This window comes from Flavobacterium gillisiae (assembly GCF_900107635.1).
Classification (GTDB): Bacteria; Bacteroidota; Bacteroidia; order Flavobacteriales; family Flavobacteriaceae; genus Flavobacterium; species Flavobacterium gillisiae.
On record NZ_FNRD01000002.1, the window covers coordinates 373,775 to 395,584 of the forward strand.

Below are 21,810 nucleotides of genomic sequence, written 5' to 3' on the forward strand. Positions count from 1 at the left end.
ATTCAAATGAATAAATTTTTAGCATTACTGGCAGTTGTTCTTCTCGTTTCGTGCAAGTCGAAAGCCATCGTGACCGAAGCTACTGTTCCGGTTACTTATTTAAAGTCAAGTAAAATAATTGCAAATCACTACAACAATAAAAGTGATTTTTCTACATTATATATAAAGGCTAATGCCAAATATTCAGATGATAGACAATCACAGAATGTTACTGCCGAAATTAAAATTAAGAAAGACGAGCAAATTTTAGTTAGCATTCGTTTTCTAGGAATCACTATGGCAAAAGCAAGTATTACACCAACGTCAGTGAGCTATTATGAAAAAATAAAAGGCACTTATTTTGAGGGCGATTTTAGTGCTTTGAGCCAATGGCTTGGTACTGATTTGGATTTTAATAAGATTCAAAACATGTTGTTAGGGGAGGCTTTGGATGATTTGTCAAAAGGGAAATACAAAGAATCATTAGTGGAACAGTTGTACCGATTAGATGATTTAGCAAATGACAATACCAAGAAGACATTCTACATCAACGCAGCAAATTTTAGTGTGCAAAAACAAGAAATCACACAAACAGCTGAAGGCAGAATGATTCAGGTTGCTTATGCAGATATCAAAGAATACAAAGAAGGAATGTTGCCGGGCAATGTGGTGATTAATACGTATCAGCCCAAAGGGAAATCCGTAATTGATTTAGATTACAATAATATTACGTTTAATGAGGAACTTTCTTTTCCATATAGTGTTCCAAATGGTTACAATAGAATTATAATTAAGTAAATTTGCAAAAATATATTTTTACGATGCCAAAATTTCTCCTTAGCCTACTGTTTATGTGCATGACTTCTATGATGTGGAGTCAGTCTTCGCAACAAGAAAAGTTAGAACAACGAAAAGCCGAAATCCAAAAGGAGATTAGAGAAAATGAGAAGATGTTGCAAAACGTTAAATCAAAGGAAAAATCGGCGATGAATGTGTTTTTGATCCAAAAAAACAAAATCAGACTTAAAGAAACCTTGATCAATACGACCGAAAAGCAAACTAAGCTTTTGGCGAATGATATGTATATTAATCAAATGAAAATCAACAAACTCAACAAAGAGCTTTTGGTTCTCAAAGAAGATTATGCTACGATGATCGTGAAGTCATATAAAAGCCGTTCAGAACAAAGTAGAGCGATGTTTATTTTGTCTGCAGAGAATTTTTTGCAAGCTTATAAAAGAGCGCAGTATTTGAAACAATACACCAGCTTTAGAAAAAATCAAGGAGAAGAAATAAAAACCAAGTCAACCCAGCTGGTTAACTTTAACGATAAATTGAACGGTCAAAAAGTAGCCAAGCAAAAGCTCTTAGTTGAAAACAAGAAAGAAAAAGAGACACTTGAAAAAGAGAAGCAAGAGCAGGAGAAATTGGTAAATTCGATTAAGAAAGATAAAAACAGAATCGTATCTGACATTAGAAAAAAACAACGCGAGTCTAAAACTATTGACAAGCAAATTGACCGTTTGATTCGAGAAGCGATTGCGGAAGCAAATAGAAAAGCGGCATTAGAGAAAGCAAGAGCAAAAGCATTAGCAGAGAAACCAAATGCAACGCCAAAAGAGGTTGCTGCTGCAGTTGCTAAAGCGCCTGTATCTTCTTCCAGAATTGAGCTTACGCCAGAAGATAAATTAATTGCAGATAGCTTTAAAGCAAATAGAGGAAGTCTTCCTTGGCCTGTAGAGAAAGGATTTATATCATTAGGATACGGAGATCAAGCACACCCTATTTACAACACCTTAGTCATTCATAATAGTGGTGTCGAAATCACTACGAATGAAGGCGCTACGGCGAGAGCCGTTTTTGGCGGAGAAGTAGCTAGTGTTATGGTGCTATCACCGGTAAATAAAGCGGTAATGATACAACACGGGGATTATTTCACGATCTATCAAAACCTAAGTTCGGTGTCTGTAAGTAAAGGAGATAAAATCAGTATCAAACAAAGTTTGGGTAGAGTAAGAACAAATGGAGATACGGGTAAAACGGTAATCAAATTTCTATTGCTGCAAAATACGACTTACACGAATCCGCAAGGATGGTTGTCGAATAAATAATTAGTACGTTATTTCATTAGGGTAATAAACAAAAAAAGCGAATCATATGATTCGCTTTTTTTGTTATGAGTTAGTTCGTTATTACTGTTGCTGCTGTTCCGCATCGTCTAGTTCTTTTTGAAATTCAACAGATACGTCTTGGAGTTGCACATCATTTACTTCTTCAAAATGCCTGCCGTCTTCATAACCTATGGAAACGGATACAGATAGTGTTGTCTTAGCTAATCCTTTAAACGTTCCTTTAATAGGCGTGCATTCAGTGAAATTAAGGCCTACAGAGAGCTTAACATGATTGTCCATAGTCCAAATGTTATTGGTAGGATCTATACCAAGCCAACCTTGTATAGGGGAATAAATTTCTACCCATGCATGTGTTGCGCCTTCACCTCGAAGCCCACTTTCATTAGGACATATATATCCACTTACATACCTAGACGGAATACCAGCAGTTCGTAGAAGTTGTAATAAGACAAGGGCAAAATCTTGACAAACCCCTTTCCGATGTTCTAAAATCTCGTCTACCGTGGTTTCGATATTTGTAATTCCTTTGGTATACGTAAAATTAGTAAATACATATTCGTTGCATTGTTGTGCAATTTCAATAATCGATTTATCACAATAATCAATTTCTTCTAAGATCTTGATAATTTCTATTTGCTTCGTAATTGTTTCGGGGTGCGAGAGTCGTAATAAGTAAATATCATTTTCTAGTTTAGTTAGTAAGTCGGCTACTTTGACATTGTCTATTTCGGGTATTTTTTGTGAATGTGTAGTGCGTACTAACAGATTAGTTTCAACAATCATTTCTGAGTGTGCCTCCATGATATTAAAATTACCCACGCGATTTCCGTGGTAATCCATAGAAATCGCTACCTCTGGGTTTTTTGTAATTGAAAGCTGAAATTGCAATACATCTTGATTTTCAAAATTATGCGGAAACAATCTAATTTCATTTATACTTTCTTTAATTGGCCAGTTATATTGGTATTTTGTGATATGTACAATATTAAAAACAGCCATTTTTTTTAGGAATAAGAGAAGAATAATTTAGAAAAATCGATCGAAAATTGAGTTATTTCTGTCCTTGTATTATTCAACAAATCTTCTAATTGTTGATTTGTAAGTTGGTGATAATCGGTAAACTCCAACGAGCTTTTTAATCGACCAAATTGATTGCGCATCGTTACCGCTTCGCTTGCATTATTGTCTTTTAAAATGATATTTAAATACGATTCGATTAAGGTTAAAGTATAGATTACGGAGTGAGCAAAATCCTTATTAAAGATTAAGTGTTGTACTACCTTGCGATTGTGAGCGATGTTACTATAGCTTTTTTGATAAAATTCATAGCCAGAAAGGGATAGCAGTAACTTTCTCCAATAGAGCAAATCCTCCTTGCCTTCTAGATTATAATTAATAGGCTCATAATAAGATTGTGTCATAGAAATGGTTTGTAAACATCTTTCAATGTGTTTTCCAATTCTTGAAAATGCCCAACCCAAACCTCTAGGCATGGTGACTTGATAAATACCGTTATATAGTAAAAAATCTTTATTCAGTTTAACCAAAACGGTCATTGCTTCAGGAGTTTCTAGTTTCTTGGGCAATTCTGGGTCATTAATAAAATGATACATAGAGTTAATATGTTCCCATAACTCTTTGGTTATTTTATCTTGAGAACCTCTTGCATTTTCTCTCGCTTTAGAGATAAGACATTTAATAGAGCTTGTGTTTTTTGCTTCACAAATAATGTGCTTTAAAACAAAGTTAGTATTGTGTTGTACTGCTAAAATTTCCTCAGAAGGTAAATTAGTAAAGTTTTCTAATAATGGTTTATACCCTTGATAGTCATTTGTTTCTTGATCAAAAGACATGATATATAGTGTGTTGAGCGTAAGCAACATGCCGTCTGCTCTTTCCATGTATCTGTTGAGCCAAAACATCCCATCAGCAACTCGGCTTAGCATATTTACTTCCATAGTGTTTGTTTTATTGGTTCTATTTTATTGACTATTTCATTACCCATGTATCCTTACTTCCGCCACCTTGTGAAGAGTTAACAACAAGTGAACCTTCAGTAAGGGCTACTCTTGTTAAACCACCAGGTACAATTTGCACTCCATTAGGACCACATAAAGCGTAAGGGCGTAAATCAACATGTCTCAGCTTGAGTTCTCCATCGATAAAACAAGGAACCGTACTGAGCTGGATAATAGGTTGTGCAATAAAGTTTCGTGGATTCTTTACAATAGCAATTTTAGCGTCTTCTAGTTCTTTTTCGGAGGCTTTGTTTCCCATCACCATTCCGTAACCACCACTTCCATTGGTTTCTTTGATTACCATATTTCCCATATCGGCAAATACAAATTCACGTTCTTCTAGATTTTCCATCTGGTAGGTAGGAACGTTTTTAAGAATAGGTTCTTCGTTTAGATAATACTTAATCATATCTGGTACATAAGCATAAACTGCTTTATCATCAGCAACACCATTTCCAACGGCATTGACTAAGGCTACAGTACCTAATTTATAAGCACTTATTAACCCAGGAACTCCTAAGGCGCTATCTGGTCTAAAAACTAATGGATCTAAATATTCATCATCTAGGCGTCTATAGATAACATCAACTTGTTGAAGACCGGATGTTGTTTTCATATACACCTTACCATTGTTTACCACTAAATCTCTTCCTTCAACTAACGGGATTCCCATTTGTCGAGCTAAAAAAGTATGTTCGTAATAGGCAGAATTATATACCCCTGGCGTCATTAAAACCACATTAGGTTTAGAAATATTTCTAGGAGAAAGTGATACTAAGATATTATGAAGAATCATAGGGTAGTTAACTACCATGCTTACATTGTTAGCGGTAAACATTTCCGGAAAAATACGCTTAGTAATCTCTCTGTTTTCTAGCATGTAACTCACACCACTAGGACAGCGTAAATTGTCTTCTAAGACATAAAACTCTCCTTTTTCTCCTCTAATTAAATCAATACCTGCAATATGTACATGAATGTCATGAGGTACTTTAATTCCATGAACTTCGGGAAGATAATGCGGACAAGTTGTTATTAGTGCTGCTGGAATAATACCTTCTTTTACAATGAGTTGCTCATTGTAGATGTCTTCTAAAAATAGATTAAGGGCTCTTAAACGTTGCGTAATTCCTGTTTCTACTTCGTTCCATTCATTTTTTGTAAGAATCCTAGGGATTATGTCAAACGGAAAAATTCTTTCTATTCCTTGATCTTCATCACTGTAAACAGTAAATGTGATTCCCTGGTTCATAAAAATGTCAGAAGCCAGACTGTGTTTCTTATTTAAACTTTCAAGATTTAAACCTTCTAATGTTTGTAATACTTGGCGGTATGATTCTCTTACCCCATCTTTAGAAAACATTTCATCCCATCCCCTTGGGTTTAAATTAGGTGTTAATTTTACCATGTTCTCTGTTGTTGAATAATTAATAAAAAACGAGTTTGTAGCAAACAAACCGTAATTTTTTAGTTAAAAATACGATTTTAATACTTTCAAATAAGTTTTTTATTGCAAAATTAACGACAAATATATTATTCGCTTAAAGTTGGCTTTCTATTTAAGAATTGTTGTTTTTTTATCTTTTTTTTTGAGATTCAATAGCATTTAATATGGTTCGAATTTTGAGCACCCCCTTTTAAAATAGGGGGTACCGTTCAGTCGCGACTAAGAAATCAACTTAAAAAACCAACATAAGTAATAGTGTTTTCGGATTTACATCTTACACCGTGGATTATCAGGAAAAAAACAGGAGTTGTTTTAAACCACAATAAAATTATTTAGTGAAAGTGGATTCCGTCGCTTTCATCATTCCTTCCGTATTCCAAGTACCGGAAACAATCATACGTCTGATGGTGTAAAGAGGATCGATCGAATCTCTTTTGGTCGAAAGGATAAACGCCATTTGGTAGCCGCTCTTTTTTATTTCAGGAATCGCTGCGGTATTCCACAAACCAAAAGGATATGCAAAATAGCTTACCGGCGTTCCTGTGATTTCTTCCAGTTTCGCTTTCGGTTTTACCAATTGCGTATTCCAGTCGTCACCGGAGTATTTCGTTACCATGTGATGATCCCAGGTATGTGCTGCGATGACATTACCGGTATCTGATAATTCTTTGATTTGTTCTTTAGATAAATAGTTGGGACGGTTAATGGAAACAGTCATAACAAAAAACACGCCTTTAAAACCATATTTTTCCATTTCGGCTGCGCCAATGGAGTATTGTTCTCCGCGGGTATCGTCAAAGGTGATCATGATGGGTTTTGAAGGTAGCGGGCCGTCATGCACTAAATACTCGTACAATTGCGCAGGTAATATCGTATGATATCCTGCTACTGACAATGCTTTCATTTGCGCCGCAAAGTCTGCTGGTTTTACGGAATAAACTTTAGTCATAGGACCAGCACTAGCATCAAAATTCTTAATGTTATGATAGCACAAAATAGGCACTTCCTTTTTGGAAAGAATGGTCGCCGCATTATTAGTCACTTTTTGTACTTCGGCTTTTTGTTCAACCTCATTTACCACAGTTATTTTCTGTGGAGCTTCTTTGTTAGTTTCCTCTGCTTTTGATTGGCAGCCTTCTAAAATAACAAGTCCTAAAATCAGACAGGCGAAATAATTTTTCATTGTGCTGTATTTATTGAAATTGAATGTAGCTTGGTTTTGGTGTGAATTTCAGCAATTCTTCAGGAGTGTACATTTTCCAGTTATTCCAATTGTCATTTTTGTAAAACAATTTAAATCCAGTAAACTGCACCGGCTCTCTATAAATATAAGTCAGGTAGGTCGATCTTTTCAAGACTCTGCTTCCAAAGCCGTCCATATCCATCACTACTTGCACCTCAGGAAGCTTTTTTATTCTTTTATAGTCAGTTACCATTCCTTGGGTAAAACGGTGTACAACAAGAACTTTAGGTGTTAGCTTGTTTTCGCGAACGACCTTAGCCAGAATGTCAATGGCGTCATTGATATCATCAGCAGTAAAACTACCAATTTTAGTTCCTGGAACGTGTCCATTTTTTAGTGAAAACTCAGGGTCAATTCCTAGGTGAACATTAGGTAAGGAAAGATATTTTACCAGTTCAGTTACTTCTGCCTTAACAGTACTGTGTCCTACTTGAATATCTAAAAACACCAAAGCATCAATGGGTTTTGCCCATTTAAGAACCGTGTCTATTTGTTTAAATGGCATACGCATGCGGTGCATGTTGTCTTTTCCAGGTGCTCCTTGTGCTGTTACTGCAATATAATGCAAAGCTGGAATTGCCTTCGTACTAGAATCTGCCGCCTGCCATTTAGCGACTTCTCCTTGTAATTGTTTGATCATTTGGGCTCTTGGAATTTCTCCTAAGATTCCCATTCTTGTCGAATATAAATTTCCGTAAAAGGCGATAATTCTATTGTATGGCAATAATGCGCCCGGTAATGGATAAGGCGTTTTTACCGGCCATCTTCCCGTGGTGTCGTTATTACTTAAAGCCAGCATTCTTCTATTGTAGTCCGCAGTATCGATTGTGGTGACCGCTTTTTTCTTCACAGAATCAACAGCGACTACAGCTGTTTTTTCAAGCTCATTTTTTTCTTCGGCAGCTTTGCTTTTATTGCAGCTGGAAACAAAAATGAAAAGCGAAGGTATAAGAAGTGCAAGTGCGTAATTTTTCATAAAATAAATCTTGGGTTTACTACAAAGGTATTGTTTTAAATGAACGGCGTATGCATTAAAAAAGTATTCTGAAGTCCTATTTTTTATATAATTCACAGATAGTGTTGTGCAGATGGCCAATAGTGGTTTTTTTGAAAAAAGTATAGCTTACTAAAGCGGATTAGAATTGCAGGAAACAAACTATAAATTGACGTGGACAAGGATTGGTTTTTGATTGCAAAGCAGAATACCCTAACTTTATAACCCTTTTCAACTCTTAATTTAAAATCAAGTCGGTGTACAACAAGCTTCCGTTTTTTTTCCTGTTTATGCTATTGCAGCAAGGCGTTGCTTTTAGTCAAATCACCAAGGATACCACGGCACTTGCTGCAGTAACCATAGTAGCTTCTCCTACAACGGCTACACTTCAAAACGCGGCTGCGTCCCTAGCGGTTATTAGCAGAAAGGAGCTCGATAAGAGTGACGGTATCATTTTGACTTCGGTACTCAATAAAATTCCTGGTTTGTATATGCAACAAGGCGCTTTGAACACCATTAAAATTAGTATTCGCGGTATTGGTTCCCGTTCCCAATATGGAACCCAAAAAATAAAGGCTTATTTCGAAGGTATTCCGTTAACCACTGCCGAAGGAGAATCGACAATTGAAGATATAGATTTGGAGACTATTGGGAGTGTCGAAATCATTAAAGGACCTAATAGCACCAGTTTTGGTTCGGGTTTGGGAGGTGTAATCAATTTGTTTGCACGCGAAATTCCTACTGATGAATTCCAAGCTAAATCAATTACAACCTATGGAAGCTTCGGACTCTTGAAACAAAATTTTTCAGCGAATTATGGCAAATCCTCCTCTATGGGTTCCGTTAATTATAGTCATTTACAAAGTGATGGCTTTCGCCAAAATTCCTCTTATGACCGAAAATCACTGACACTACAAGCCCAACAAAAGATAAACTCCAAAGGAGAATTATCTTTTATCGGAATGTATACCCAACTCAAAGCCTACATTCCCAGCTCTATTAATGAAGACGATTTCAACAACAATCCCGAGAAAGCGGCAAGCAATTGGGCTCAGGCGCAAGGCTATGAATCGTATGATAAATGGATGATGGGCGTGGGCTACCGTCAGCAATTATCCTCAAAATGGTCTTTTAAATCCAGTGTTTTTTCGAATATTAAAAAAGCCTACGAGCCACGACCTTTCAATATTTTGGATGATGAAAGCAGCAGTATTGGTTTTCGTTCTAGTTTGAATTATAAAAATACATTTTTGTCGGTGCCATTTGAAACGAGTTTAGGAACAGAGATGGCTTTTGATGAGTATAGTTTTTCTCTTTTCGAAAATGTATATGCTTCGCAAACCAATCCAGGAAGTGTTGCCGGAGATGAATTCAGCAAGAAAAACCAGAAAAGCAGCTACCAAAATTATTTTGTACAAGCTGATTTTTCATTGTCGGCAAAACTTCATTTAGAAACAGGTCTGGCTTTTAATACTACACGCTATTCGTTACGGGATCTTTTTGCGGAAGCGGCGACAATTCCAGACCTAGCCTATACCTTTGGGAAAGTATGGTCACCCAGAGCGGGACTTTCCTATAGTTTTACCAAGACCAAAACGATCTATGCCTCGATAAGTAAAGGGTTTTCGACTCCATCTGTTGCGGAGACGCTGACTCCCGAAGGACAAATTAATACCAATCTAAAACCCGAAATAGGGTGGAACTATGAACTGGGATTGAAGGCGCACGGACTGAACAATAAATTATACACAGAGCTGACTTTTTTTAGTACTCAAATCACTAATTTATTGGTGGCAAGACGCACCGCCGAAGATCAATACATCGGAATCAATGCGGGGGCGAGTTCGCATATTGGAATGGAATTTCTTGTCAATTACCAACTCTTACAAACAAGCCAATATCAAGTGTCAACTTATTTTTCGGCGGCAGTGAATAGTTTTAAATTCAAGGATTTTGTGGATGGTACAAATGACTATTCAGGAAACCAACTCACGGCGGTACCAGATGCGCTATGGAATGTAGGAGTGGATTTGAGTAATACAAGCGGATTTAAATTACACACTGCTTTTAGTAAAGTGGGTTCTATGCCGCTAAACGATCAAAACTCAAAATACACCCAAGCCTATTCTCTTTTAGATCTTAAAACAAGCTATAGTTTTATGCTTTTAAAAAGACTGAAAACGGAGTTAAGTACGGGAATCAATAATGCGACAAATACGCAGTATGCCGCTAGTGTTTTGCCTAATGCAGCGGGATTTGGTCAAGCCAAACCAAGGTATTATTATCCCGGAAATCCCCGGAATTATTATGGCGGAATTAGCCTGAGTTATCTTTTTTAGTAGCAAATTTGTTGGGTTTAATTTTCAGTTTTTATACCAATATAAAGGATGGAACGCGGATGAAACGGATTTTAGCGGATTACCGCAGATTGTGATTGATGAAATCCGTTTTTAACCGCCAAATCTGATGTCATCAATGGATTTTTTTTTGTGATGTCTGAAGAAGTGATTGCACAAGACACTTTCAATGGAGTTTTTCTAAATGTTATTAATTTTGGTTTCCAGTATTTATAATTTTCTTTTTTGCTTGATCAAAAAAGAAACAAAAAAATCAAGTCTACACACCCTCGTCGGTCAAATAAGTTCTCAAATGCTAAAAGAAAAGAACTCGCTACGCTCAAACAGCTTTTCTTTTTACGCATTCTTCGAACATTTGACGCTCGACTGCGGATGCTAATGACCTTTGATTCTCGTAAATTAGAGCGATTTGGTTTTCATTTTATAATTAGATCGAAAGCTCCAAATAGTTGTTTTTTTGCTTTTTCATAAAAGAAGTTTTGACTTAAACTGAAGTTGTAGAGAATCACCCTCTCACATAATATTTACTGTTTTACCAGTGCTACTTCTTCAAGGCTAACACTCTTTTTTTGTTTGTTGCCCCAGGAATTCATGATGTAATTCATCACATCTGTGACTTCTTGATTGCTCAGTCCCATGGCGGGCATGGCGCTGTTGAATTTTTTGCCATTGACGACAATAGGGCCGCTCAATCCAAATTTTAGCGCGTGAATACTCTGGGTTCTTTTTTCGGTGAGCCAATTGGATCCATCCAAAGTGGGGAAATTAACGCCATCGCCTTTTCCGTTTGCCAGGTGGCACTGCATACAAAAATCAGCATAGACTTCTTTTCCGTCTGCGATGCTTTTTTGTAAAGGCGTTTGTTGTTGGATTTCTAAAATAGGAAGGTAGTTCGTTTTTGAACTAACACTTGGGTTCGAATAATATAAATAAGCGGACGCAAATAAGGCAATTCCGAGATGTAGTTTAGCGATCATCAATTTAATTTCTTTAGGTTTAATTGCGTAAAGTGCTGCTTTGATTTTTTTGCCACAGATTCACTGATTAAAAAATAATTTTTACTATCTGTTAATTTGTAGCTATTATTTCACTAATACCATTTGGACTTTTTCTCGAGGTCATTTAATTGGGTATAATTTTTAAAATACCTTTTCCTTCTACCGCTAGATAAATATAACCGTCCGGTGCTTGCGCCACGTTACGTACGCGACCAATATCAGTGGCGATTTTTTGTCGGCCTGTGATTTTATCTCCGTCTAATTTTACTAATTCGAGGTACTGAAATTTCAACGAACCCACAAGTAAGTCACCTTTCCATTCTGGGTAACGGTCGCCAGTTACAAACGTCATTCCCGAAGGCGCAATAGAGGGAACCCAATAATAAATGGGATCTTCCATACCTGGTTTTTGGGATATGTTACTAATGCTCGTGCCGTCATAGTCGATACCATAGGTCACGACAGGCCAACCGTAGTTAGCGCCTTTTTTAATAATGTTGATTTCGTCTCCACCTTTTGGACCGTGTTCATGATCCCAAATAGCGCCTGTAACGGGATTCTTTACTAATCCCTGCGGATTGCGATGGCCGTAGGAATAAATAGCTTCCTTAGCGCCTGCTTTCCCCACAAAAGGATTGTCTGCGGGAATGCTGCCGTCATCGTTCAGTCGATAAATTTTTCCATTGTCACGAGTGATATCTTGTGGATTGACAAAATGTGCCCCGCGCTCTCCTGCCGAGAAATACAAATAACCTTCGTTGTCAAAAACGATGCGGGAACCAAAATGCTGTCCCTTGGTCGTATTGGGTTCGCATTTGTATAGGGATTGTATTTGCGTTAGACTTTCATTTTCGAGTTTGGCTCTAATGAGTTTGGTGTTTCCGCCTTCTCCCTCGCCTTCCGTGGAAGCGTAGGTGATGTATATCCAACCATTCTTGGCATAATCAGGATGCAAGACAATATCGAGCAAACCGCCTTGACCGCGATTGTAGACTGGCGGAACATTTTTCACTTCGGTTTTTCCGCCGTTTTTAATGTGGTACAAAACCCCGCTTTTCTCTGTGACTAACATGGAGCCATCCGGCAACCAAGCCATTCCCCAAGGAATAGGAATTCCATCAACAACGGTTTCCAAAGTATAGTTTTTTACTTCGTCCTGCAGTGCGACATCTTTTGGATTGGGCTGTGCTTGACAACTGTATATAAAAAAAGGTACAAGTAGTAGAATAAATTTGTTCATGATATTCAATTTAAAAAACGAGTTTTAAAGATAATAAAAGAATATCAGTCGATTAGCTATTTTTTAAAATTTTAGTTTTGAAAGCAATTGCTATTTCTACGACATCGATACATTTAATCAGTGTTACTTATGCTTCCATAGACCAGAATCAAGGTATGGCCCAACTATTTTTAGTGCTCCTTCAGTATTACTAACATACACTTACATCCAAAATAAGATTGAATCATTAAACAGTAATAATTGAAACAAACTCCCCGACAACTCTCATTTCAGCACCATTATCTTCATCGATAATAATATTTTTATAAGATTCTTCAAATGAATTTGGTCTTAATACAATTGAAGTATGTTCCCAACCTTCCTCAGAAACTACTTTCTCACTAGAATAAGTCTTAATTGTAAAAGCAGAATTGAAATCTTGGTCTTGAATATCTATGTTTTCCACCAAAACAATTTTACCGTTTCTACTGCCCCCATTATAAGGTTTAAATAAGCAAATAGAACCATTTGGAATTACTCTGTTCATTGACTCACCAACAATTTTACATGCAAAACAATCACTGTTTTTATTAGTATTTTTCGGTCCTTCAATTAAAGTATAATCTTTTTCAGATTGAATCTCACTAAATGTTCCTGCGGCTGCATAAAAATCATAAAGCGGGATTAGATTCCTTATTGTTGGTTCAAAATTTATAATTTCTTGTAATGGGATAATAACATCTTTCTTTTCAGGTTTATTAACTTTAGCTGTTGCCTTATTTTCCAGATAGTTATACATAGAAGTTGAAACAGGGTTTGCTAAATTGAAACGAATTTTGACAACTGAAACCTGTTTACCACTATCATTTTTCATGGTGGTTTGTTCAACCTGATTCAATTCAGGGCTTACTTCTCCCATATAATAGAAGTCCATTCCTTCATCATTGTTTTTTTTGATAAATAGAGGGAGTCTGATGGCACCGTTTTTTCCTAAAATAGATTGAACATCATTACTATTAATTTTCCTATTGGATTTTGACATCCAGTTAAACTCTTTATTATTTATAAATTCATCCTCATATTTTGTTGACTCAGAAATGTCGTCTTCTTTATGATAATTTACGAAAATTGGACAATGTGCATTATCGGGACTTACTAAATAGCCTCCTACGTTTTGAGCAACAGGATTTTCCGAGACATTTAATATTCTAAATACATCTTTACGAGAGTATTTTCGATAAAGTATAAATCCATTCTGCCAATTGCCTTGGTCAAATAATTTGTCAAACTCATAGATTGAATACTCAGCCGAATCAATAAGATAACTTTTAAAGTCTTTGTGGTTTAAGTAGGAAAGAAATGTACTTGAAAAGTGCAGGTTGTCATTATTAATTTTTAAAATATCCAAATCATAAATTTCTTTTGCTGAAATTAATTTCCCTTCTTTTTTTTCTCTAATAAATTCAAAATTTAAGTTAGAAACAGATGATTTAATAGTTTCGTCAGAAACAACATAATGATATTTTTTTAAAATAGTTTCCTTTAAATCTTTTATCGAAAGTTTCCCATATTTAATTAATAATTTGATGATTAGACTTTCTTCAACTCTTTTAGAATTATTTATTTCTTTCGAAAATAATTCTAAAAGTTTAACCTGTTGTTTAGATAATTCTGAATTGTATTCCTTTTCAACTTTGACAATAAAATTGTAATACGAACTAGAATAATGGACATACAAATAAGGGTCTCTAGAACCATGTTCAATGAAATCCATCATCATTGGAATTCTACCTAACTTGAATTTTAACAGGTTGTAATCCTTTTTCAAATCAGAGAATAACTGCATGTTCGCAGAGTCGATAGATTGAAATATTTTTTCTTTGGTAATTTCATCAAAATTAATAGTCGAAGCTCCAGGAATCATTCTGCTACCTTCGGTAATTAATTTTCTCAAAGAGTCTTTATTGTATGAAGTATCTCCGTATAATGCAATAGGAATTAAATAATTATTCTCGTAGTTGCCAATGAAATCAATTACGGTTACATAGCTTTTCCCATCAACTTTTCTTAATCCACGGCCTAATTGCTGAATGAAAATAATCGCCGATTCTGTAGGTCGAAGCATGATAATTTGATTGATTTTTGGAATATCAATCCCTTCATTGAAAATATCAACTGTAAAAATGTAATCAAGCTTTTCATGTAAATTATCCGATTCTAATCTTTCAATCGCTTTAGCTCTTTCTTCTTCAGAACTATCTCCTGTTAAGGCAATGGTTCTATATCCTTTGAGATTTAATAATGAGGAAAGTTCAATTGCTTCATTCTTTCTTGAACAAAAAATAAGACCTCTAGTTATGCCGTTATCACTTCCGTAAAATTTTGCTTGTTCAATGATTCTGTTTACTCGATCGTTAGAAACTAATAAGTTAAAAGTTGATTTATTATCAATCTCATTATTATCAATTAGCAAATCAGTGACACCATAGTAATGAAATGGACTAAGCATTTCTTCTTCCATTGCTCTGTTCAATCTGATTTCGTAAGCAATATTGTGGTCAAATAATTGAAATATATCGTTCCCATCAGTTCTTTCAGGAGTGGCAGTCATTCCTAAAAGAAATTTTGGTTCAAAATAGTCTATTAATCGCAAATAGGAATCTGCTCCTGATCTGTGAGTTTCGTCAATGATAATATAGTCAAAATGATCTTTTGAGAAGTTCTCAAGGTGTGTGGATTTTGAAATAGTTTGTATTGTTGAAAACACAAAATCACATTCTAATTCTCTTTTTTCACCAGAATATAAACCCATTGTTTTATCCTTCCCGAAAACTCTTCGAAATGTTTTTAATGAATCTTTGGCAATGGTTAATCTATGAACTACAAACAATAATTTTTTTGGGTTAAAAGCTTTTGCATCGAAAGCCGATAAATAGGTTTTTCCTGTTCCGGTAGCAGAAATTATTAATGCTTTATTCTTTTTATCGTTTCTTAAGTTCTTTAAATTTCCCAATGCTTCTATTTGCATTGCATTGGGAGTTATAGTAGTTTGGGATTCAATTAACGACTCTAATTTGTTGTTTTTATTTAGAAGAAATTGCTTTTGATATATTTCTTCATAAAGCAAAATATATTCTTCTGTTACAGGAGTTGCTTTTTCAAAATCGGATTTAAATTCATTGATTACTTTTTCAACAAGACCACTTTCATCTAACGCAGAGACTTTAATATTCCATTCTTTGTTAGTTGACAAGGCTTGAGCAGTTAAATTACTACTACCAACAATTAGATTGTAATGCTCTTTATTTTTAAAGATGTATCCTTTTGCATGTGCATTTCCTGTTGTTGCAATTCTTAGGTCTATATTTTTGAATTGAGATAACCTTTTAAGCGCTTCAGGTTGCGTGAAGTTTAGATATTGAGAAACTAGAACTTTTCCTTTTATTTCACGTTTTTCTAGTTCTTGTAGTTTATTAATTATTGTAGCAACGCCACTTGTGGTGACAAATGCAACTGAGATGTAAAACTGGTTGCAATTTTCAAGTTCATGAAGTATTGATGACAAAACTTTTTTTGGTGGATTTTTTTGATTGACAAGCAACTCAGGTTGATACGCTATGTTAGATAAAATATTTTTATCTACATAACCTGTTTGTAAACTTGAATTGAAAATTGCAGCTAACTTATCCATTCATTATTAATTTATTTACTATTGGAATATCAGCCGCCGCCCAATCAAGTTTTTTAAGTTCTGATAGAGTTAACCATTCTTGTGCTATATGTTCATTAAGTATGAGTTCTTTTGTTTGAACTTCACAAATATAACTGTGCATCGTCAATTCAAAATCAGGATATTCATGTGAAACAGTTAGAAATAATTCCTGGATGTCTGTTGTGATATTTAACTCTTCAAATAATTCTCGTTTTAAAGCCTCTTTTTGTGTTTCGCCTTGTTCAATTTTCCCGCCTGGGAATTCAAATTTTTCTGATATATAGGAGAGTTTGTTTTTAGGTCTTTGAACACATAAAATTCTATTCTCAAAATATATTATTGCAGCTACTACCTCAATTTTTTTCATTCTTAACCTCTGTTTTACTTTGAATACTTACCCAGTAACATTTTTACGATGTTTCGTCTACTTTTTACTATTAAATTGTGTTTTCAGGTTTCCTCAAATATAACTAAACGGAGAAGTAAAAAAGTGCAATATATTGAACAATTTATCAACAAATCAAGTTGTTTATAGTAAATACATGTGATATAGTTCTCATTAACTCAAATCCCCTAGCCCTGACCGCAGCGGAACTCCTTATGCAAGGGCCTTGTGTGTTTTTCTTTGGGCAAAAGAGCGACCGGAGGAAGCTCCTTTTTGGCCGTAGAAAAAACAAGGGCATCAATAAGAGTGGAGCGTAGGGCAGGATATAGCTTCTTATAATGGCTAAGAGGTCACGAAGTATTGAAAAAGAAAAAAGACCATCGGCTACGATGGTCTTTAATAGGTTAGTATATCGAATTTTGTTGTTTTTAATTCATTAAATAAGGTTCTTGCCATTCAGCAACATTCATTACTTGAATTGTTCTAGTTTTCCAATAATCAATTTGTTGAATTGCAGTAACTTTAATTGTCAAGGTAATTGGGTCGATGGTATTATCATTCATTAGGGCTAAATATATTTTACCAGCTAAGGGAGTTCTCATTTGTGACGCTTCATTTATAACATCTCCTGATTTATAAGTGTAAAATTGTTGTCCTGCATTGAAGAGTTGGACGCTATTTTGATCACTTAAAAACCAATATTTAACATTATCTTCTCCTTGTACTTTACTAAAATACGACATTCCAGTTAGTGCCAAAGCGGCCATTGGGTCATAAGTTGAAAGTGTTGAAAAAGATGAGGTCGCTTGGTCGGTAAAATTGTTTCGAGCATTGTCAAACTCTTTTTTGCCCTCATTTCCGGTACCAATATAAAAACTCCATGAGACGGTGTTTTCTGGCAAATCATAATCGATAATTTGGTAATTTTTATTTCCATTAAACGCAGTTGTCGATGAAATTTGAGGATTTGCAGAATATATTTCTTTTGCAATATTTTCGCTCTTTTCTAAATATTTTTCTACAGTAGGGGTATATGTTGTGTCTCTAATTGTTTTCCAAAACACATTGGAATTAAACTTTTTTGTAGATTCTGATGAGGGAACTCTTTGTATTTTTATCTTACATATGCGTTTTCCTAATGAGGAATTATAAAATCTAAATTTATAAATACCATTGTTTTGTATGTTCAAGGTTTTATTTATAATTTTTAAGGATTTATAATCTGTAAATTTTGAAGACGTTGGCATTTCAATAATTTCTATTTCTTTCAATTCCTTTCCACTCAATTCTTCAAAGTTGAAAATCATTTGGTCTCCTTCTGCAAACCCGTAATAAAAAACTTGTTCATCAAGTGCCCCTATTTTTAACGTGTTTTCTGCAATATCTATTATAGTTTGTGCAAAGCTTATTTTGTAAAAAAACGTAAATAGTAGAAATAAGAAGTATTTTTTTTTCATTGTAGGTTGTTTAAATAAATTTGTATTTTCCGCAGCAAAATAACAATAAAAGTATCTATTTTCTTATAAAAATATTTTTTTTAATTAAAAAAATGAACTACATCTTATATAATTAAATTTATAAATCAGGTTTGATGATTGAAGCTTGGATTATTAAATGCCATGTACCCTAGCCCTGACCGCAGTGGAACTCCTTATGCAAGGGCCTTGTGTGTTTTTCTTTGGGCAAAAGAGCGACCGGAGGAAGCTCCTTTTTGGCCGTAGAAAAAAACAAGGGCATCAATAAGAGTGGAGCGTAGAGCAGGATAAAGCTCCTGGATATAAATCGGCTTTGGATTAAAAATGAAAAAGACCATCGTTACCGACGGTCTCTTTCTTCAGGATAGTTGTTTAACCAAAACCAATTTGAATAACCGCTATCCTTAAGGGGGCAAAAGCATTTGGGATAAACTTTGGTGGGAAATTCCGCCGGGCTACAGAAGCGGCTGTTGCAGTCAAGAACAGCGTTACCAATGCTTGAGGTATTGAAACTTCCCTTAGTCAACACGCTTTTCCAAGGTGCTGTGTCCAAAGCTTTATTTTTATAGTTCTGATGTTAATCAAAGCTAACGGACTGTTTTTCTACTGTTTAGTACGCTAAAAAACCAAAACGATGGTAGCAAAAAAGACTATCGTTACCGATAGCCCTTTCTTCACTTTGTGTACGCATCCAAAAAACCTACAAGAATAATGGATACTGCAAAGCAATATCGTATGCTACTGAGAACAAACATAAGGGAGTTTATTGGTCTTAGTTTACGGTTTCCCGTAAAGGCCTGATTTTCTTTGTAAATAGTGTGTTAAAAAGGGTGGTAATTTCTTTTAATGGGTTGGGAGACTACTTTTTTTGAATTCGGAAAAATGAAAAAAGAGTCCAATAAAAAACCATCTGGGAGGATGGCTTTTGAGTTGGTTGAGGTTATTACTGTTTTTTTAGGTTTTGGAAATAGACCGTTTAGAGGATTTGCTCCTTTTTGATTCTTTGGTGGTAAGTAGAAATTTAAATGTGATTTTGTAGTGGGCAGCGCGTCAATGGAGTTGGATGCTAACTGCTGGTTTAAACGGGGTAGATTTGCGGTTTTGTATACAACACGATGATTTTATTATTAGCAATAAATCATATGTGGGTTCAATCGGATGTTGACGGCAGTATGTTTAATATTTAACGTGCCATTTATAATTGATCATGGCCCAGCCTTCGTAATCTTCGTCCTTATTTACTGATGGGTATTCGTATTTCCAACCGTCAACGAGTAAGCTTCCGTCCTTTTCGATTACATAGGTTTGGACTGCTTTCTCTGCGGTATTGTTTTGAAGAGATAGGACGTTTTCTTTTGTCAATTTACATCTTGGGCAGTCGATGATACTTCCGTCGTCAAAATAGGCACGCAAACTGACATTTGAGTAGTATAAAAATCGGAGTTTTCGGATTTTAGATTTTTCTTTGTTGTTTGTATCTGTTGAAGCAGTTTGTGTTTCTACACCAACTTCTTGTTCGTTTAGACTAGTTTGAGTTGTGTCAGGCGCCTCTGTTGGAAGGTCTTTTTCTCTTAACTCTAGTTCTTTTTCTTGCAGTTGCAATTCCTTAGCCTTAAGTACTAACTCTTCTTGCTTTGCTTTTTGATCATTGCAGCTAAAAAGGGTTAAAGAAAGCACGATAATAAGTATAAATCTTGTCATTTTGTTTTGTCTAATAGTTCTTAAAAGTACTGAAAATCAGTTATACAATCCGTAATATGGCTTTTGTCTACCTAGATTAAGTGTGTTCTGGTCGTCAGGAGCTTGTTTTAATATGTAGCAAGTTATTTATTTAATCAACAGTAGCAAAAGGAATACTCGCTTTTAGTGGTATTTCGGTTTTTATTTGGTCTTATTTTGGAGTATTTCATCTCTTTATTCGGTTTTCTTCGAATTATTTTGCTGTAACGCTCTGATGTGATTTGCTTTTTCGAATAAGTGAGAACTCGGTGGCGATTTCCATGAGTCCATCATTATCTAAAAGTAGAGTTGCTGTAAAGATTCCCTAGCGATGTAGTGTTTTGGTCGTTTTTAGATTGCTATTAGAGCCGCAAATTTCTTTAGGTAGGGAATTGGACTTCTGGTTGCTTATTGACGGGAATATGCTCTTGGTTTTAGATGAGAACGATGTGGTTTTTGTTGCCGAGTTACACTGATCTTCGTCAATGCATCATTTCTTTTTTTAAAATTATTAATTTCCCAAAAGCGAACTAATTATTTTTGTTTAACTTTGCACAACATATGTTAAACAAAATATATTTTTGGTCTTGATAAATATTTTGTTGTATTCAAATAAAATAAAGAACATGAAAAGTAAAATACCGGATAACGTTGTGTTTTCAGAAGAGGAAGGATTTAATGCCAATATATTGCCTTATGCTACAAATGTGGGTGCGCCAGCAATTAGAATGGACGATGTGGTGTCGTGGAAGAGCAGAGGGATTAGTAATGTAAACAAAGAGTTTGAAAATAAGTTTAATGAACTCAAAGCGCAATATCAAAATCTAATGGAGGAATACGAGTGGAATGAATTAGTTTATAATTCTAAATTTTCATTTGAGCCCGTAGTGGGTGAAATCTATCATTTGTATCGAGATGCGGCAGGGGTAAATTTTCTTTCGCTGATAGGGCCGCAAGAGTGGAATAAGGAGCACATTGGTACTTTTAAGCTGAACAGTGATAAGAAATGGATATTTCTCCAGTAAGAATAGAATGGTGGTTTTTTCTTGATGCATGTTTCTAATTATTTAGAGTTAAATAATTAGGGATCAAGACAAAAAGTTGTGGGGAAATATTAAAATCTAGATATTTGTGTTTCCAAATTATACCAAATGCAAGATTCATATAGCGAACTAATCAAGTTATTATTACCTGAAATCATTGTTGAATACTTTGAATTGACTTCTTATAAGAAAGGAGATGAAGTTTTACATATATACCTTAAAGAGATCAATTCGATTCCTAAAGAATATAGAACGTTTAAATTAAGTTCAAAAGGTTTCTTTGACGAGATTACAGTTCAGGATTTTCCTATTCGTGGACATCAGGTATATCTTCATATTACTCGCAGAAGATGGCTTAATGAAGATACAGGAAAAGTGGTTTTTAGAGATTGGAATTTAGTAGCGGACGGAACTCGTGTAACACAAGAGTTTGCGTCTTTTTTAAAAGAGATCAATAGATTCCAGTCCAAACAATTGTAATGCTATTGCTTCTTTCTACGGGGTTTCTGGAAGGAATTTGCAATATCAGTACAAAGATTATTTAAGTGATTTTAAAGCTTGGAAACAAAAGTCGCACGCAAAACAATGGCTTGTCTTTCCTGAAAACATTGGGAAACGTTTGTCGATAGATGAAACATCCCTCTCCAATGGCGAACTCTATACTATTGTAACCAACAAAGCTGGCAAAGGCAGAAAAGGGACTATAGTAGCCATGGTTGCTGGAAACAAAGCAGAAACAGTAATTGCTATATTAGAAAAAATACCGCTAAAACTAAGAAATTCTGTTACCGAAATAACACTCGATATGGCGGCTAACATGGGGCTTATTGCTAAGAAATGCTTTTCTAATGCAGTAAGAATTACGGATCGATTTCATGTCCAAAAACTAGCCCTCGAAGCTTTACAAGAAATCAGAATAAAATATAGGTGGCAAGCAATTGATATGGAGAATGAAGCTATTGAAAAAGCTAAAATCTCAAAAACTAAATACGAGCCTATAATACTATCTAACGGCGACACAATTAAGCAATTATTAGCCAGAAGTCGCTACATCTTGTATAAAAACAAATCTAAATGGACACAAAACCA

General features: G+C 35.1%; 17 protein-coding genes. 6 read left to right on the top strand and 11 right to left on the bottom strand.

The features are described 5' to 3' along the window. The first annotated feature begins 6 nt into the window (after positions 1 to 6). Positions 7 to 777: a lipoprotein insertase outer membrane protein LolB1 gene (locus BLV35_RS05155; RefSeq protein ID WP_091085717.1), complete on the top strand. Its 771-nt coding sequence runs from the start codon at positions 7 to 9 to the stop codon at positions 775 to 777. 23 nt (positions 778 to 800) lie between these two features. Next, on the top strand, positions 801 to 2,090 hold the full coding sequence (locus BLV35_RS05160) for a murein hydrolase activator EnvC family protein (RefSeq protein WP_176980576.1): 1,290 nt from the start codon (positions 801 to 803) through the stop codon (positions 2,088 to 2,090). Positions 2,091 to 2,171: 81 nt separating this feature from the next. Here the strand turns inward: BLV35_RS05160 and BLV35_RS05165 are convergent, their stop codons facing one another. The 5 genes from BLV35_RS05165 to BLV35_RS05185 all read right to left on the bottom strand — a co-directional run bounded on the left by BLV35_RS05165 (position 2,172) and on the right by BLV35_RS05185 (position 7,795). Further along, entirely contained in the window at positions 2,172 to 3,110 is a 939-nt protein-coding gene (locus BLV35_RS05165; protein WP_091085722.1) for a transglutaminase family protein, read from the bottom strand. A 5-nt stretch (positions 3,111 to 3,115) separates the two neighbouring features. After that, positions 3,116 to 4,069, bottom strand: coding sequence for an alpha-E domain-containing protein (locus BLV35_RS05170; RefSeq protein WP_091085724.1), 954 nt, complete (start codon positions 4,067 to 4,069; stop codon positions 3,116 to 3,118). A 31-nt stretch (positions 4,070 to 4,100) separates the two neighbouring features. Next, on the bottom strand, positions 4,101 to 5,537 hold the full coding sequence (locus BLV35_RS05175; protein ID WP_091085727.1) for a circularly permuted type 2 ATP-grasp protein: 1,437 nt from the start codon (positions 5,535 to 5,537) through the stop codon (positions 4,101 to 4,103). 367 nt (positions 5,538 to 5,904) lie between these two features. Then, positions 5,905 to 6,759: a polysaccharide deacetylase family protein gene (locus tag BLV35_RS05180; protein ID WP_091085730.1), complete on the bottom strand. Its 855-nt coding sequence runs from the start codon at positions 6,757 to 6,759 to the stop codon at positions 5,905 to 5,907. A gap of 10 nt (positions 6,760 to 6,769) precedes the next feature. Beyond that, positions 6,770 to 7,795, bottom strand: coding sequence for a hypothetical protein (locus tag BLV35_RS05185; RefSeq protein ID WP_091085733.1), 1,026 nt, complete (start codon positions 7,793 to 7,795; stop codon positions 6,770 to 6,772). Positions 7,796 to 8,070: 275 nt separating this feature from the next. On the opposite strand from BLV35_RS05185, the gene BLV35_RS05190 reads away from it, so the two are divergent. Beyond that, on the top strand, positions 8,071 to 10,152 hold the full coding sequence (locus BLV35_RS05190; protein WP_245712013.1) for a TonB-dependent receptor family protein: 2,082 nt from the start codon (positions 8,071 to 8,073) through the stop codon (positions 10,150 to 10,152). 542 nt (positions 10,153 to 10,694) lie between these two features. On the opposite strand, the gene BLV35_RS05195 is transcribed toward BLV35_RS05190, so the two are convergent. From BLV35_RS05195 to BLV35_RS05220, 6 genes are all read right to left on the bottom strand, one after another. Then, a complete protein-coding gene (locus tag BLV35_RS05195) occupies positions 10,695 to 11,147 on the bottom strand; it encodes a c-type cytochrome (protein ID WP_245712014.1) in 453 nt (150 codons plus the stop codon). 145 nt (positions 11,148 to 11,292) lie between these two features. Beyond that, positions 11,293 to 12,408 carry a PQQ-dependent sugar dehydrogenase gene (locus tag BLV35_RS05200; protein WP_091085741.1) on the bottom strand — a complete coding sequence of 372 codons (1,116 nt, stop codon included), beginning with the start codon at positions 12,406 to 12,408 and terminating at the stop codon, positions 11,293 to 11,295. Positions 12,409 to 12,634: 226 nt separating this feature from the next. Then, positions 12,635 to 16,078 (bottom strand): DUF3427 domain-containing protein, encoded by a 3,444-nt coding sequence (locus BLV35_RS05205; RefSeq protein ID WP_091085744.1) that lies wholly within the window; start codon positions 16,076 to 16,078, stop codon positions 12,635 to 12,637. Further along, a complete protein-coding gene (locus tag BLV35_RS05210) occupies positions 16,071 to 16,466 on the bottom strand; it encodes a (deoxy)nucleoside triphosphate pyrophosphohydrolase (RefSeq protein ID WP_091085747.1) in 396 nt (131 codons plus the stop codon). The genes BLV35_RS05205 and BLV35_RS05210 overlap by 8 nt, the downstream gene beginning before the upstream one ends. A 446-nt stretch (positions 16,467 to 16,912) precedes the next feature. Next, positions 16,913 to 17,941 (bottom strand): hypothetical protein, encoded by a 1,029-nt coding sequence (locus tag BLV35_RS05215; RefSeq protein ID WP_091085750.1) that lies wholly within the window; start codon positions 17,939 to 17,941, stop codon positions 16,913 to 16,915. 1,194 nt (positions 17,942 to 19,135) lie between these two features. Beyond that, positions 19,136 to 19,660, bottom strand: a complete 525-nt coding sequence (locus tag BLV35_RS05220; RefSeq protein WP_091085752.1) for a hypothetical protein — start codon at positions 19,658 to 19,660, stop codon at positions 19,136 to 19,138. Positions 19,661 to 20,304: 644 nt separating this feature from the next. On the opposite strand from BLV35_RS05220, the gene BLV35_RS05225 reads away from it, so the two are divergent. The 3 genes from BLV35_RS05225 to BLV35_RS05235 form a co-directional block, all read left to right on the top strand. Further along, on the top strand, positions 20,305 to 20,703 hold the full coding sequence (locus BLV35_RS05225; RefSeq protein WP_091085755.1) for a DUF2452 domain-containing protein: 399 nt from the start codon (positions 20,305 to 20,307) through the stop codon (positions 20,701 to 20,703). Positions 20,704 to 20,829: 126 nt separating this feature from the next. Then, the gene (locus BLV35_RS05230) at positions 20,830 to 21,201 is read left to right on the top strand and encodes an ISAon1 family transposase N-terminal region protein (protein WP_091085757.1); all 372 of its coding nucleotides are present in this window, start codon (positions 20,830 to 20,832) and stop codon (positions 21,199 to 21,201) included. Positions 21,202 to 21,205: 4 nt separating this feature from the next. Next, positions 21,206 to 21,810: ISAon1 family transposase (locus BLV35_RS05235; protein ID WP_449403926.1), on the top strand; the 605-nt coding region annotated here is incomplete at its 3' end.